The sequence below is a fragment of the Carboxylicivirga sp. genome (assembly GCF_982718395.1).
Map to the genome: position 1 here is coordinate 1 of NZ_CEXQWX010000143.1, position 15,131 is coordinate 15,131.

The 15,131-nt window shown below is 39.0% G+C and carries 12 protein-coding genes; 8 read left to right on the forward strand and 4 right to left on the reverse strand.

Annotation, left to right across the window (positions count from 1 at the left end; genetic code table 11):
• From AC4MRQ_RS19945 to AC4MRQ_RS19975, 7 genes are all read left to right on the forward strand, one after another.
• Positions 1–633: sugar transferase (locus tag AC4MRQ_RS19945; protein ID WP_491199476.1), on the forward strand; the 633-nt coding region annotated here is incomplete at its 5' end.
• Positions 634–688: 55 nt separating this feature from the next.
• Positions 689–2,761: a ComEC/Rec2 family competence protein gene (locus tag AC4MRQ_RS19950; protein WP_491199477.1), complete on the forward strand. Its 2,073-nt coding sequence runs from the start codon at positions 689–691 to the stop codon at positions 2,759–2,761.
• 99 nt (positions 2,762–2,860) lie between these two features.
• Positions 2,861–4,201, forward strand: a complete 1,341-nt coding sequence (gene trkA / locus AC4MRQ_RS19955) for a Trk system potassium transporter TrkA (RefSeq protein ID WP_491199478.1) — start codon at positions 2,861–2,863, stop codon at positions 4,199–4,201.
• Positions 4,202–4,213: 12 nt separating this feature from the next.
• A complete protein-coding gene (locus AC4MRQ_RS19960; protein WP_491199479.1) occupies positions 4,214–4,441 on the forward strand; it encodes an Imm17 family immunity protein in 228 nt (75 codons plus the stop codon).
• A gap of 74 nt (positions 4,442–4,515) precedes the next feature.
• Positions 4,516–4,878, forward strand: a complete 363-nt coding sequence (locus tag AC4MRQ_RS19965) for a DUF6249 domain-containing protein (protein WP_491199480.1) — start codon at positions 4,516–4,518, stop codon at positions 4,876–4,878.
• Positions 4,878–5,429, forward strand: coding sequence for an RNA polymerase sigma factor (locus AC4MRQ_RS19970; protein WP_491199481.1), 552 nt, complete (start codon positions 4,878–4,880; stop codon positions 5,427–5,429). Before AC4MRQ_RS19965 ends, AC4MRQ_RS19970 begins: the two co-directional genes overlap by 1 nt.
• 12 nt (positions 5,430–5,441) lie before the next feature.
• Positions 5,442–5,792 carry a hypothetical protein gene (locus AC4MRQ_RS19975; RefSeq protein WP_491199482.1) on the forward strand — a complete coding sequence of 117 codons (351 nt, stop codon included), beginning with the start codon at positions 5,442–5,444 and terminating at the stop codon, positions 5,790–5,792.
• Here the strand turns inward: AC4MRQ_RS19975 and AC4MRQ_RS19980 are convergent, their stop codons facing one another.
• The 4 genes from AC4MRQ_RS19980 to mnmH form a co-directional block, all read right to left on the reverse strand.
• A complete protein-coding gene (locus AC4MRQ_RS19980) occupies positions 5,793–8,219 on the reverse strand; it encodes an ABC transporter substrate-binding protein (protein WP_491199483.1) in 2,427 nt (808 codons plus the stop codon).
• A gap of 105 nt (positions 8,220–8,324) precedes the next feature.
• Positions 8,325–10,169 carry a sulfatase-like hydrolase/transferase gene (locus AC4MRQ_RS19985; RefSeq protein WP_491199484.1) on the reverse strand — a complete coding sequence of 615 codons (1,845 nt, stop codon included), beginning with the start codon at positions 10,167–10,169 and terminating at the stop codon, positions 8,325–8,327.
• A 93-nt stretch (positions 10,170–10,262) separates the two neighbouring features.
• Positions 10,263–11,294, reverse strand: a complete 1,032-nt coding sequence (gene selD, locus AC4MRQ_RS19990; RefSeq protein WP_491199485.1) for a selenide, water dikinase SelD — start codon at positions 11,292–11,294, stop codon at positions 10,263–10,265.
• The gene (mnmH, locus tag AC4MRQ_RS19995; RefSeq protein WP_491199486.1) at positions 11,281–12,318 is read right to left on the reverse strand and encodes a tRNA 2-selenouridine(34) synthase MnmH; all 1,038 of its coding nucleotides are present in this window, start codon (positions 12,316–12,318) and stop codon (positions 11,281–11,283) included. The genes selD and mnmH overlap by 14 nt, the downstream gene beginning before the upstream one ends.
• Positions 12,319–12,936: 618 nt before the next feature.
• Here mnmH and AC4MRQ_RS20000 point away from each other — a divergent pair.
• Positions 12,937–14,697, forward strand: coding sequence for an arylsulfatase (locus tag AC4MRQ_RS20000; RefSeq protein WP_491199487.1), 1,761 nt, complete (start codon positions 12,937–12,939; stop codon positions 14,695–14,697).
• Positions 14,698–15,131 lie beyond the last annotated feature (434 nt).

Sequence of the window (15,131 nt, forward strand, 5' to 3'; positions counted from 1 at the left end):
GATAATGGATTCTCCAGGGCAGAAGTACTTGGGCGTGTAGCACAAGCTGGTTTTGAGTTGATCGAGCATAAATTTATTGATGGGCTTTTTTACTATTGTGCAATAAAAACGAAACCAGCAGAAAAAAGAAATATAGGGAAAGGGCTTATCATTAAAATGCGTCGGGTTGGTTATAGCCAAAAGCTTGTAAATATTTATAAATTTCGTACCATGCATCCATATTCTGAATACCTTCAGGATTATGTTGTGAGACTTAATGGATATAATTCATTTGGCAAGCCATCTGATGATTTTCGGCTGACAACGTGGGGGCGTTTTTTTCGTAAGTATTGGTTAGATGAAATACCTCAGTTTATTAATGTCCTGAAAGGAGAATTAGCCATAGTTGGAGTAAGGCCATTAAGTCAGACAAGGTTCAATGAACTGCCAGCCGATATTCAGGAAATGCGTATTAAATTTAAACCAGGTTGCATACCTCCATATGTAGCTCTCAATATGCCAGATAGCAAAGGAAATATTGAAGCAGAACGAATTTATATGGAAGAAAAATTAAATTCTCCGTTTCTTACCGATGTTAAGTATTTCTTCATGGCCTTATATAATATTATTACCGGGAAAATTAGAAGTTCATAAGCGCCTTGCAATTTCAATTGGGATATTATAAATTTATTATGATTTATGATATTTTATGTTACAACTGTTCTTTAAACAATCACCTTTCATTCGTATTGTTTTAGCAATTATTGCTGGCTACTATTTGTCTAGCCTTTGGGAAGTTCCGCTTTACTTCTACATATGTATTGTTGCTCTGGCTTCCTTAGTATTTGTGTTATGGAGTTATAAACTAAGGATTTCTGCAATTTATAAGTACCGTTACTTATCTGGCATTTTTGCATTTATAATGTTTTTTGCGTTGGCAGGTTTATACCATCAATTGCGAAAGCCAGTTTATATTGATTCCGATAAACAGGGTCTTGTCATTGTACAATTAATTCAGGCTGTTGGTCAAACAGATAACAATATCAAGTTTGAAGCTAAACTTAAGCATATGAAGCCTGATTCACTTTATAGCACAAAGGTGAATAAAGGCATCGTTTTTTTACCTAAGAATGGCAAGAGTGATCATCCAGAACCAGGAGATTTTCTGATTCTTAAAGGACGATTCCTGCCCTACTCAGAACCTACAGGAGTATTTAATTTTGATTACTCTCAATATTTAATTAATCAAAGAATTGGCTTTCGCTTTATAGCTAAGCAAAGTAAGGTTGTTGATGGTTATGCAAATTTTGACATTTTCGTTACCAGTGGAAGGTTGAAAAAATTCCTTAGAACACAGTATCAACAGGCTGGAGTAGGTGCATCACAGTTAGCCATTCTTAATGCCTTATTTCTTGGTGACAAAAGTTTACTTTCATATGAGCAAAAAAGCGCTTTCTCTGATGCCGGGGCTATGCACTTATTAGCTGTCAGTGGACTCCATGTAGGAATAATTTACATGATAGCATTAAAAATCCTCCTTTTGTTAGGTGTAAGAAAAACTAGTGGCTGGTCCTTTTTTGTTGTTTTGTTCATTCTATGGTCTTACGCACTTGTCACTGGATTTTCTCCATCTGTCATGCGGGCCAGTTTGATGTTTACTATCCTTGAGTTTGGACGAATCTATAAATACAAAACCGGTATTTTTAATTTATTGGGAGCTTCAATGTTTATAATACTGGTGATAGAACCATTATCAATTTATAATATTGGTTTTTGGTTGAGCCATACTGCGGTAGCATCCATAGTTAGTTTTTATCCATATATAGACAAGTGGTTTTACTTTTCGTTTCCACCCTTCCGATGGATTTGGTCTATTATTGCTGTATCCCTGGCTGCTCAGTTAGGGACTTTGCCGATATGTATCTATGCCTTTTATGAATTTCCATTGTATTTTATCTTGACTAATATCTTACTTATTCCACTTGTTACTCCAATTCTGATATTGGCAGTTGTAATATCTGTGTGCTCATTTTCACTGCCAGTAATGCAGTTATTCACTCCGGCATTAGATGATCTCCTGGTTTTTATGGAGGAAGCTACGAAGTGGATTGATCAATTACCCAATGCATCAATTACAAACTTATATTTAGATTGGTGGCAATTACCATTGTTTTATTCTTGCATTATCCTGTTGCTCATTTATATAAATTATCGATTTATTCCTCATTTGCGATTTCTACTCGTATCATTAGTAATTTTTGGTGTAAGTTTTTATGTAAGAGCTCATAATACGCCCAATGCTGTTTTATATGTAGCTGACATTAAAGGGAAAAGTGTTATTAATTATGTCACTGGAAGTCAAAATCAGATCTTTTCCTGTTCGTCTTTAACCGATAAAGAAATTGAATTTACTTTTAAGGGGTTATGGGCCTATTGTGGAGCACCGTCTGATTATGTGGTTGAAATTGTGGATGGTAAACAGAAACAAAGACCGATTGTTAAACTTGTAAATGGCGAATATGTTGCCGTTGTTCCGGCTGGGACTTATTGGAATGATCCAGTCGGTAATGTGGTTGTGGATAAATTAATATTATTGGGAAAACCTGCTATGACCATTGTTGAGTTATTGGATGTGATAAGTGTAAAGCAAATTATCATTGCAAATGGCTGGAAGTGGTATCAAAGAAAGAAGTGGATTAGCGGATACTCTGAGCAAACTAATATAATTTATAATGTGGCAAAGGATGGCATGCTTTTAGTTGGGTTGCACAATAGGAAGTGATTTAAATTCGTTTTTATTTGGAGGATTAGAGGTATTATCTATTAATTTGCGTTGTTTTTGTTGTCGGGTAATAAGGCAAGTTTTTGAACACTGAATGTTATGAGAATTTTTATTGCAGGTGCAGGAGAAGTGGGAACACACTTGGCAAAGATGCTGTGTTCGGCTAATCATGATGTGATCTTGATGGATGAGGAAGAGGAGAAACTGAAGCAGATTGATTCACACTTTGACTTAATGACGATCGTTGGTAGTATCTCATCGATCGAAGACCTTCGGGAAGCCAACGTTAAGTCCTGTGACTTATTTATTGCAGTGCCACCTTATCAGGATATGAGTATTCTTTCTTGTATTCTGGCAAAACAATTGGGTGCCAAAAAGACAGTTGCCAGGGTTAACAACCATGAGTATTTGCTTGAAGAAAATAAAGAGTTTTTTGGAAAACTGGGTATCGATGAGTTGATTTACCCGGAACAGTTAGCAGCTAAGGAGGTATATGCTTCGCTTAAACAAGTGGGTACCCGTCAGCTTTATGAATTTACAGGTAGCAAACTGGTGATGTTTGCTTTGAAGGTCAGGGATAATGCCCGTATTGTAAATAAAACACTGGCCGAAATATCTGCTTTATATGAAAATCAGCAATACAATATTGTAGCCATTAACCGAGATGGAGATACTATAATTCCACGAGGCAAAGAAACACTCCAACACAACGATCTTGTGTATATTATCACAACTAAGTCGGCTGTGAAGCAAGTAATGGAAGATGCCGGTAAAAAGCAGTTCGACATTAAAAATGTGATGATATTGGGAGGAAGTCGTATTGGTAAAAAGGTAGCTCAGCGGCTTGAAGGACAATACAGCATTAAACTTATTGAGATTGATAAGGATAAAGCGGCACGTCTGGCAGATGTTTTAGCAGATACACTCGTAATCAATGGTGACGGTCGTAACCTGGAATTGCTCAAAGATGAAGGTATTAAAAAGATGGATGCCTTTGTGGCCGTTACTGGTAACTCAGAAGTGAATATCCTGGCATGTCAGTTAGCTAAGAAAATGGGAGTCCGAAAAACAGTAGCTGAGGTTGAGAATATTGATTACATCGACTTGGCCGAGAATATTGGCATTGGAACCCTAGTGAATAAAAAGTTAATAGCGGCTAGTCACATATATCGTTATACGCTCAGGGCTAACGTATCCCATGTGAAGTGTCTGACAGCTACAGATGCAGAAGTGATTGAACTTGTTGCTCAACCAGGGTCGAAAATAACCAAAGGACCATTACATAAGGTGAGTCTACCTAAAGACGTAAACGTGGGAGGCGTGCTTAGAGGAGAATCGGCTATCATTGCAAGTGGTGATACAGAAATTGAACCTAATGATAAAGTGGTGTTGTTCGCCATGCCTTCGAGCTTCACAAAAATTGAAAAAATGTTTAGCTAATTTCCAATCAATATGAATAAAGATATTTTGTTTTACCTGATGATTGGAGTTGGGATTCTGATCACTTTTGCAGCTTTTACTAATTGGCAATGGTTTTTTAAACAGCGTCGTGCCCAAACGATGATCAAGCTGATGGGACGTAATGGAGCACGTATTTTTTATGCCGTTCTCGGGATTTTCTTTTCGGTGTTTGGGTGGCTTGTACTGTCAGGAAGAATTGCTATCGATTCAATATTTTGATTTTTTTGAAAAAGTTTGTAACCATTCTTTCCTATCTTGTATCTCACCTGAGAAATAAATAAAAAGATAGGATTATGAATGATTTTGCAATCGCAATTATTTGGTTAGCCTTATTTGCAGCCGTTTTTTTCTCTTGGTATTTCTATTTACAAGCACGAACAAAAGAGCGTACCTTGTTAATTGACAAAGGTGCTGATGCCAGTAACTTTTATGCTAAAAAGCCCGAACGAAGAGGTTTTCGTTTTCCATGGCTGAAGTTTGGTTTGTTGTTAGTTGGAATTTCTTTTGGACTAATGTTTGGGTTTATAGTTGCATATGCTATTTTTCCAAATTCTTTGCGTCAAATTCAAGAACCATTTGTATTTGGTTCAACCATTTTATTTGGAGGACTCGGAATGATTCTGGCTCATTTTACCGAAAAAAAGAAAGACCAGTAGTGGAGGAGCTTTACATCAAAAAAGTAATTGAAGGCGATGAACAAGGCTACCGCTATTTTATCAGGCGGTATCAGGACATGGCCTTCTCTATTGCTGTTTCTGTTGTAAAAAATGAATTCTTAGCTGAAGAAGTGTGCCAGGAAGCATTTATGAAGGCTTTTGAAAAGATGAAATCATTTAAGGGCCAATCAAAATTTAGCACCTGGTTTTATCGTATCATTGTTAATATTGCCTTTCGACGACTTGATAAAGAAAAGAAATGGAAAAACGAATCATTGGTTACGGTAGAGAGTTCAGTTGATGAAGATAATTTAGATGCATTAGAGAGTGATGAACGGAAGTATTTTATTAATGAGACTTTAAAACGGATGTCGCCCAATGAAAGCCTGGCTTTGCGCTTGTTCTATCTGGAAGAATTGTCGCTAAAAGAAGTCAAAGATGTTACTGGTTGGTCGTCGAGCAAAGTAAAAGTGGTTATACACAGGGCGCGTAAAAGTTTTTACTCACACCTGAATGCACTTTTGAAGAGCGAATCCAGATTGATAATTTAATAATTTATGGTGATGGATGAATTAAAAGATAAACACCTCAAATCATTGCTGAAGGAAAGTAAGGTAGAGATGCCTTTTTCTGATTTTGAAAGTAAAATGATAAGCCGTGTCAATAGTGAATTGAATGGTAAACGCACCATTATCAAAAACCTCCGATTATCATGGTTCTTTTTCTTTATTGGCTCTGTCTTTGGATTGGGTATTAGCCTTACATTGCCTCTGCTAAACCTTGAGCTGGGAGGAATTGAAACGCATCATTTAAAATATCCGGTAATGATTTTAGTATTATTTGTAATTATATGGCAATTAGATGAAATGGTCCGGTTGACCATTCGCCAGAGAAAGGAAAAACGAATGTACTGATTATTTATATGGAAGGGTAAAATAGAATTTAGATCCTTTGCCAGGAGTGCTTTCAACATGTATTTTCCCTCCGAGTAATTCCACTAGGTTTTTGGCTATTGACAGGCCTAAACCTGTTCCTCCCAGGTTAGCTCCAAACCTTTCTTCTTCCCTGAAAAAGCGGTCGAATATTTGCTTAACCCTTTCGTCTTTAATCCCCACACCAGTATCCTCTACATAAAAGGTAAGAGTATCTCCTTCCGAAGGGTAAATCCCGAACTCAACATACCCACATTCGGTAAATTTAACGGCATTCTCAAGAAGGTTGGTTAAAACCTGGCGCAGGCGGGTTACATCACTTTGTATCGTTAATTGACTGGCCTTAAGATCAGGATGAATAACGTATCTGCATTCTAAATGTTTGTTATCTATTCGTTTAATGCGCATTTGAAATACCTCGAGCAAGTGATCAAATAATTGCTTAATATCAATGTCGCTTTTAACGATTTTAAGCTGTGAAGCTTCAATTTTTGATATATCAATAATGTCAGAAATGATCCTTAAAAGCTGTTGTGAGTTATCCTCAATGATGCCAAGATAGTGCCCCCTTTCTTCCGGATTTAATGACCGGTCTTTTAACAAATCAGTGAAGCCAATAATACCATTCATCGGTGTTCGTATTTCATGACTCATATTAGATAAGAAAGCAGTTTTCAATTGGTCACTTTCCTCTGCTTTGATCTTTGCTTTCTTTAATTCTTCATTGATACCTTTAAGAGCCTCATTTTGCTGTCGTAAAAGAATTTCCTTATCAACCACTTCCTTCGTCGTCTTTTTAAGATCAGTTACATCTATTAACGACACAATTACTTTATTCCAGTTTTTCTCATAACCATTCGGTATCTTAACCGTGACAGAAACATGTAATTTGTTGCCCTTGAAAGTAATATGCTCCGATTCGGTTTCGTATAAATAGAGGCCTTTATAAAATGTGATCAATTCATTGGCAAAATCTTGCAATGACTCTTCAGTGAAAACTTTAGCAACATTATCCATAATTTGCTCTTTGTTTTCAGCCTCCATGTACAGCACCGTTGCTTTATTGATATTAATGATTTTTACGCTGCGGGCACATTCACGTACAAATTCCGGATTGGCTCGTATGTAACCTTCAATATCATTGACACCTCTTTTGTACAGTTGATCAATCTTCCTTTTGGTGGTGCTAAAATCTTCTTCCCATAATGATATTGGCGAATCTTCAAACAAAAGTTTATATCGTTCTTCACTAAGTCTCAGGTGAGCCATGGCCAGTTGTCTTCTGCCAATTTCTTCTTTAAGGTTTCTGTTAACGATTGATAACTGGTTGGTTCGTTCTAATACGTACCTTTTTAACCGGCGGTTAAATAAAAAGAATATCAAGAGGCTAATCAGAGAGAGAGCAACAATGCCAATTAATACATAAAGGGCGAGTTTGATGCGTTTGTTACCAAATGCCTTATAATCCGAATAGAGAAATCCTTCAATCGAATACAGTGGTTGTAATTGACCAATCTCAACAAATGTACTTGCAATATAGTGCCACCTTTCCGCATTCATGTGTCCGGGCTCAATTAACTTGGGCATTACCAGGTCTTCCATTGCGATAGATTCGTATTGGAGTAACTCTCTTGATATAGCATGGTTATACTTTTCAATAATAATATCGATCAGCTCTTCCTTGTTATCCATGGCATATGTCCAGCCTTTCATTGAAGCTTCGATAAAACGTTTCGTTAATTTTTTATTCTCTTCAACCATTTCCTGCGAAGTGAATAAAATATCTCCATAAAAGTCAATGCCATAGGAGCGAGGCTTGAATATCAGGTGATCAACATTGGCTTGCTCCAGCATATAAGGGGCATCCGTTATGTAGGTTGTTATCGCATCTGTATTGCCCTGAATCAAATCGTTAACATAGCCTAATGAACTACCAAATTTGAGGTTCTCTTCCGGAATATTAAACTTGCTCAACAATGCCCTGGTCGATGAAAGGCCATTCTTCCCAGAAGAAATTAATTTATCCTGCAGATCTTCTATTATCTCAATGTCGGAATCTTTTCTGGCTATTAATATTTCAGGAGAATGTTGAAAGATAGCTGCTAATGCCACCACCGGGATGTTTTGGTTTCGAATGATAATCAGCTTTGATGATCCGATTGCAAAATGAGCATTGCCTGAGATGACTTCATTAACAAAATCTATCGAGGTGTTTCCCTGTCTGACGATGACATGTATTCCGGCATCATGATAATAACCTTTTTCAATAGCTGCATAAAAGCCGGCAAACTGAAACTGGTGCTTCCACTTTAATTGCAAGACAACAGTATCAGGGGCTGCTTCAGCTTTTAGAATCTGGCAAAATATTAGAAATAGGTTGAAAAGTAGAAGCTTAAGAGCAGTTCTCATTAAAGGCTCAGTTTGAATATTAGCTGAATGAATATACAATCTTTTTTTGAGCCTTTAAAATATGCTGTTTTAATGTTACATAATAAATCCGTTTAAATAAGCACTTTAGTTAATGGCAACCTCATCAATAAACAACCAGCATATGTTGCCTTTGCCACTGTGCCATTCGGGACAAGTGCCGGTATTTTTAATTTTGATCCTGACATAACGACCATGTATATCTTCCTGCTGGATTTTAATCCTTTGTTGTGTATAGCTATTTCGCATTTGAGGTTCGGCAACATTCTCATTGATCGGACGAGAATAGCTTTTACCATCATTTGACCAACTCACCTCAACAGCTTTTGGTAAAAATATCCAGGCCTCAGGATTGTGCATGGCACCCACTGTAATTTCATTAAAGATCATCTCCTTTTCCAGGTCAATAATGATCTCAGCATCTTTACCCTCATAGCCGAGCCAAAAGCCATCGTTGTAAAAGCGTGTGCCTGTTTCTCCATCAATCAGCGATTGGGCTCCTTCACCTTTGTATTTCGGATGAGGTGAAGTTATAAGCGTTGCTTTTTTTCCAATGCCAAGGTGATTAATCTGTTTACGTTTAACCGGAATGTCGTTAGGTGTGGCATATTCCCATTTTAAATAGGCCGATTTCATTGCTTCCACCTTTTCAGGATGCTTTGAAGCAAGATTTTGCATTTCAGTGCTGTCGGTTTTAAGATTAGTCAAAAACAAAAGATCATCATCCGGGTCTAATTTACCTTTGCCACTATTATCCTGCGGATATCCTAATAGCTTCCAATTACCCTGACGGATGGCCCAGCTACCGCCGCTTTTCCAAATAAATTGCTGGTGTGGCGTCTGATCATTATCCTCAATGACAGCCTGCAAACTTTTACCCTCTATTTCCTTTGGTAAATTTTCAATATCACAATAGTCAGCTATCGTTGGCAACCAGTCTATATTAAATGCCATTTGGTTTCGCTGTTGATCAGACTTTATTTTATCAGGATAGCTGATAATGGCCGGTACTCTGATTCCACCCTCAAATAAAGAGAATTTCGATCCTCTGTACGGACCGGCTGAACCGCCTCCGCCAAACGTACGTGTTTCATTACTGTGTCCGTGATCAGACTGAAGAATGATGATGGTGTTATCCCTAAGTCCATGATCCTCCAGCGTTGACATTAATCGTCCGATGTATTCGTCAATCGTTGAAACAAAAGCCGCATAATCACGTCGTGGCATATCCATGTGCTGATAATGATCACGCCATTTACCTTTAGGCTGTAAGGGATAATGAGGCATGTTAATGGCGTAATACATAAAAAAGGGTTGCTTTTTTTGCCTGGCAATAAATTCATCGGCTTTATCAGCCATCAGGTCGCCAAAATACTGGCCATCGTACCATACTTCTTGTCCATTCTCCCATAAGTCATGACGGTTGGGGCCATTCCAATAAAAGAAATGGGAGTAATTATCAATACAACCACCCATATGTCCGAATGAGTAATCAAACCCCTGACCGAGAGGCATGGTTTCCGGCGTATAGCCAATGTGCCATTTACCGATATGTGCGGTGTTATAACCGTTGTCTTTCATTATTTCGGCAATGGTTATTTTTTCAGAAGGCATACCCGTGTGTCCCTCCTGTGATGAGGCATTGCCTGGAAGACCTGCTTTATGAGGGTTCATCCCCGTTAGCATAGAAGCTCTTGATGGAGAACAAACAGGGGCAGCTACATAAAACTGATTAAACTGAACACCGGATTTGGCCAGGGCATCCATATTGGGGGTGTACAGGTCACTGGCGCCATAACAGTTCATGTCGACAGTTCCTTGATCGTCGGTTAGAATGATAATTACATTAGGGCGTTTACTTTTAGATATCTTGGCGTTGATTGATGCAATACTGCATAACAGGCATAATAGCAAAAGGGCTGATTGTTTCATGTCTTTTGGATCTTTTGAAACACAAAACTACACCGAAGCCCTTTGAAACATGTTTAATGCAATTCCAAATTAGTGTAAATATGTTCAAGGACATTAACTCACATAAATCAGCTTGTCTTTTTGATCAACTAACTCACCAAAACAGACAGGATCAACACCATTATTCTGCAATAAGCTTTCTACCTCGCTGATGGCATCATCTTCAACGGCAATTAATAAGCCGCCACTTGTCTGAGGATCACAAAGTATGTCCTTATGCTTCTCGTCCTTTAGCTCAACCTGCTGACCATAGCTTAACCAGTTTCGGGTGGTGCCTCCCGGCATACATTTTTGGTCGATGTATTCCTGAAGCATATCGAGTTGAGGTACTTTATCAAAATCTAGCTGAGCCGACAATTTACTTCCTTCGCACATTTCGCTCAGATGTCCAATCAGGCTGAAACCCGTTACGTCGGTCATGGCCTTAACACCTTCAATATTGGCCAGCTTTTGTCCCAATTTATTTAACTGGCTCATCAAAGCAGGGGCAATGGGGGCATGTTCACCTTTAAGTAGTCCTTTTTTCTGCGCTGTGGAGAGAATGCCCACACCCAAAGGTTTGGTCAGGTATAACTTACATCCCTTTGTGGCTGTATCGTTACGTTTTAATTTGTCCAGGTCAACACGTCCAGTAACAGCAAGGCCAAAGATCGGTTCAGGGCTGTCAATACTATGTCCACCAGCCAATACAATACCAGCTTCCTTACAGGCTTGACGTCCGCCATCCATTACTTGAGCTGCAACTTCGGGCGATAGTTTATTGACCGGCCAGCCCAAAATAGCAATGGCCAGCAGGGGCTGACCTCCCATGGCATAAATATCACTGATGGCATTGGTGGCTGCAATCTTACCAAAAGTAAATGCATCATCAACAATGGGCATAAAGAAATCGGTTGTGCTGATAATGGCCGTTCCATCTCCCATATCGTAAACTGCCGCATCGTCGCGACTACTATTACCTACGATTAGTTTATCATCATGGATAGGCGTGATATTACTTTTTAAAATATCGGTTAATACTGATGGAGCTATTTTGCAACCACATCCGGCACCGTGACTGTATTGAGTTAATTTAATGTCTGACATATTGTTCATTTAAGGCTTCTATTAAGGTTAGTGCATTTTTCTGTGCATCGGTTGAATCCATGGGGATAAAGCGAATGTTGCTAATCTCACGCTTTTCGATGCCGCGTTTATAGTATTTGTCGTAATAGCCCAAAGTGAGCAAGGCTACTTCGTAATAATCATCGTTTTCCAGTAGTTGCAAGGCTTTTCGGGAGATGTCATTTCCAAGGCGTTTGGAGATACGACTAATACCTCTGGCAAGCTTCTCTTTATCGCCCAAGGCATATTCATCAACCAGCAGTTTGGCGCGTTCTTCTTTACTGATCTCAATAAAAAACACTTGCGAGTCGCGCATTTTCTGAAACAAATGCATCGGTATATTCACATCGCCGATGTTGGGGCTCTCATCCTCAACCCAAATAGGGCGTTTAAAATCAAACTGTCGCCATTGCCAGTAAAGGTTGTTTTCAAACTGCTCAGTTGTTGGTTGCTTACTCATCCCGATATTACCAAAAGCTGATCCTTTGTGAGATGCCAGCTCTTCCAGATCAAGCACCTGGTGACCTGCCTCACGAATGTAGTTCAGAATATGTGTTTTACCGCTTCCGGTGTAGCCACCCAACAGGTACAGCGTACCCTTATCGAAATTGTTAAGAGCTTCGCGACGATAAGCTTTATAACCCTTTTCGATAACATAAACCTCGTTAAAGCCATTATCTTTCAGATGTTGGGCAAACGAATGACTGCGCATGCCACCACGCCAGCAATGAATAACGATATTTTTATGAGGAGCTGCCTGTAATGATTGATCGATAAACCATTGCAGTTTAGGCGTTACATACTGATATCCCAGATCAATGGCTGCCTGCTGCGATTGTTGCTTGTAGACTGTTCCTACATGAGCACGTTCATCATTGGTAAACAATGGGATGTTAATGGCCTGTGGTATATGTCCTTTCTTAAACTCGCCAGGCGAGCGCACATCAACCAAAGGCAGATGACTGTATTGATTAAGATAGGTAGTAATGCTGATGTCTTGTGGCATGGCGCAAAGGTAGTGCTTTTTAGCTATGAGGAATGTGTAATATGTTTTTTAATGGGCTAAAGTCGTCTTTCGACTTTATCACTCGTCGCCCGACTAAATTGGCTTAATACTTATTAGTCGGACGACGAGTATTGGCTTTCATTCGCTTAGCGAGTTTCTTTACAATACGTCATGTCAAACTACTATTCAAGTCTCCCTTTTAAGGGAGATTTAGAGGTTAAGTATGTGTGTAAAAGATAATTACTCGGGCTATAAATATTGGCTTCCATTCGCTTAGCGCATCAAAAGCGCTTAGCGAGTTCTTTATAATACGTCATGTAAAACTACTATTCATGTCTCCTTTTTAGGGAGATGTCAATGCTATTAAGCTAAGAAAATTGATGTTCTTAACGTTTCGCCACCATTACCCCAAACCCCTAAAGGGGCTTACCCAGCGCGCTGTTCCCTTTAGGGAAGTAAAGGGTGAGCGCAGGGAGATTTAGAGGGTAAATGTATGTATATGAGTGCCGAGTATTCTAAGAGTTTAATTGCCAATTGACTATTATACATTACTTTTATAAGGAAAACTACTTAGCTTGCAAACAACTGATAATCTCATATACATACAAAGCTTTAAATATGAATTTTAGTCAAATACTATTAACCGCATTTATTACCGGCCTATTGGCCTCTTTTAATTGTTTGTCACAGGATCAAAATCACCCAAATGTTATATTGATCATTACAGACGATCAGGGATACGGAGACCTTGGTGTTACAGGAAATCCACATGTAAAAACACCCGTTATTGATAATCTTGCCAAAGAGAGTGTTCGCTTTAATAACTTTTACGTTTCGCCGGTGTGTGCACCAACCCGTTCAAGCCTGATGACCGGCCGCTACTCCTTGAGAACGGGAGTGAGAGATACCTACAATGGAGGAGCAATTATGGCATCAAACGAGTTTACAATTGCCGAGATGCTTAAGCAGGCGAACTATAAAACCGGGATTTTTGGTAAGTGGCATTTAGGCGATAATTACCCAAGCAGACCAAGTGATCAGGGTTTTGACGAATCGTTGATCCATCTTTCTGGAGGAATGGGACAGGTTGGCGATATCACAACCTATTATAAAGGGAATAGGAGTTATTTCGATCCGGTACTTTGGCACAATAACAAGCAAGAGGCTTATACCGGCTATTGTTCTGACATCTTTACAGAGGAGGCCATTAAATTTATAGAGCAAAATAAAGAACAACCGTTTTTCTGTTATCTCTCTTATAATGCTCCGCATACACCTTTACAGGTACCCGATCATTATTACCAATTGTATAAAGATATTGATCCCTCATCCGGGTTTGAGAATGATAAACGACCATTTCCGAATATGACTGAGAAGAATAAAGAAGATGCCCGAAAGGTGTATGGCATGGTAACCAATATTGACGATAACCTGGGTAAGCTTTTTAAAAAACTGGATGAGTTAAAAATGACGGAGAATACCCTGATCATCTTTATGACCGATAATGGCCCGCAACAAACAAGGTATGTTGGTGGAATGCGTGGCCGGAAGGGAATGGTATATCAAGGTGGAGTACGGGTACCCTTCTATTTAAAGTATCCTTCATCGTTTAAAAAGAGCAGGGGTATTGAAACAATGGCAGCGCATATTGATGTATTGCCAACCCTGGCGCATATTTGCCATGTAGATTTGCCTGACAATAAAGTGATTGATGGTAAGAGTTTGCTGCCACTTATTCAAGAGCAACGAAAGGATTGGAGCGAGCGATCACTATTCTTTTACTGGTCAAGACGCTATCCTGAGCTGTATAACAATATGGCCATGTTCAAGGATGGGTATAAGTTGGTTGGAAAAACCGGTTATGATGCAGAAATACAGGATTTTGAGTTGTTTGACCTCAATACAGATCCGTATGAGCAAAACAATATTGTTGCAGAGAAGAAGGCGGTTGCCAATAAGCTAAAGAAAGAACTGGATATCTTGTACAATGAATTAATTGATTCAGAGAATTTGATTGATCAGCCTCGCATCGTTGTGGGAAATGCTAATGAAAATCCAATTATTTTAAACCGGAATGATGCAGGAGGACAGCGTGGTATATGGGCACAGGAAGAGGTGTATGGAAAGTGGAGGGTGAGTATTGAAGAAGGGCATTATAACATCAGGTATAAATTTATAAAGCCCGTTAAAGCTAATGGAAGAATGTATTTGGAAACCAATGCTCTGGTAAAGCAAACACTAAATCGAAAAGAAGGAACGGATATTATTGAGATGAATAATGTTTATCTGCCAGAGATGGATTGTGATTTAATACCCTTCTATGCCATTGGTTCGAAGCGGATTTTTCCTTTCTGGGTAGAAATGGTTAAAATTGATTGAATAAAATAAGCTCAGGTTGTTAGAAAAAGAGATAAGGTCAGGAGGTGAGGAGATTTTAATTTACCAACTACCGCTCCCGCACGTGTCCTCACGTGTGGGTTAGCACCATTCGTCATCTGATTAACAAGCTTTAAATCAATACTACTCGTCGCCCGACTAAATTGCTTGATGTCTATTAGTCGGACGAGTATTGCAACGAAATTTTATAGCCCGCAGATAACGCAGATTTGCGCTGAAAATGGTTTCACTCGTATCCGTAAATAAAAATAAGCGAAGAAAAGCAGGAGGATACTTAGGTTCTTTAGTATGGTTTATTATTATCGCACAATAACTGAGGTTGTATAGCTTCTTTATGAGCAGCGTTGGCCAGAGCAATAGCACCGCTCCCGCACGTGTCCTCACGTGTGGGTTAGCACCATTCGTCATCTGATTAA

Excerpts from the sequence above, each read along its gene's own strand:
- AC4MRQ_RS19975 (WP_491199482.1), top strand. The coding sequence starts at position 5,442 with ATGGATGAATTAAAAGATAAACACCTCAAATCATTGCTGAAGGAAAGT.
- AC4MRQ_RS19985 (WP_491199484.1), bottom strand. The coding sequence starts at position 10,169 with ATGAAACAATCAGCCCTTTTGCTATTATGCCTGTTATGCAGTATTGCA.
- AC4MRQ_RS20000 (WP_491199487.1), top strand. The coding sequence starts at position 12,937 with ATGAATTTTAGTCAAATACTATTAACCGCATTTATTACCGGCCTATTG.
- AC4MRQ_RS19960 (WP_491199479.1), top strand. The coding sequence starts at position 4,214 with ATGAATAAAGATATTTTGTTTTACCTGATGATTGGAGTTGGGATTCTG.
- trkA (WP_491199478.1), top strand. The coding sequence starts at position 2,861 with ATGAGAATTTTTATTGCAGGTGCAGGAGAAGTGGGAACACACTTGGCA.
- selD (WP_491199485.1), bottom strand. The coding sequence starts at position 11,294 with ATGTCAGACATTAAATTAACTCAATACAGTCACGGTGCCGGATGTGGT.
- AC4MRQ_RS19965 (WP_491199480.1), top strand. The coding sequence starts at position 4,516 with ATGAATGATTTTGCAATCGCAATTATTTGGTTAGCCTTATTTGCAGCC.
- mnmH (WP_491199486.1), bottom strand. The coding sequence starts at position 12,318 with ATGCCACAAGACATCAGCATTACTACCTATCTTAATCAATACAGTCAT.
- AC4MRQ_RS19950 (WP_491199477.1), top strand. The coding sequence starts at position 689 with ATGTTACAACTGTTCTTTAAACAATCACCTTTCATTCGTATTGTTTTA.
- AC4MRQ_RS19980 (WP_491199483.1), bottom strand. The coding sequence starts at position 8,219 with ATGAGAACTGCTCTTAAGCTTCTACTTTTCAACCTATTTCTAATATTT.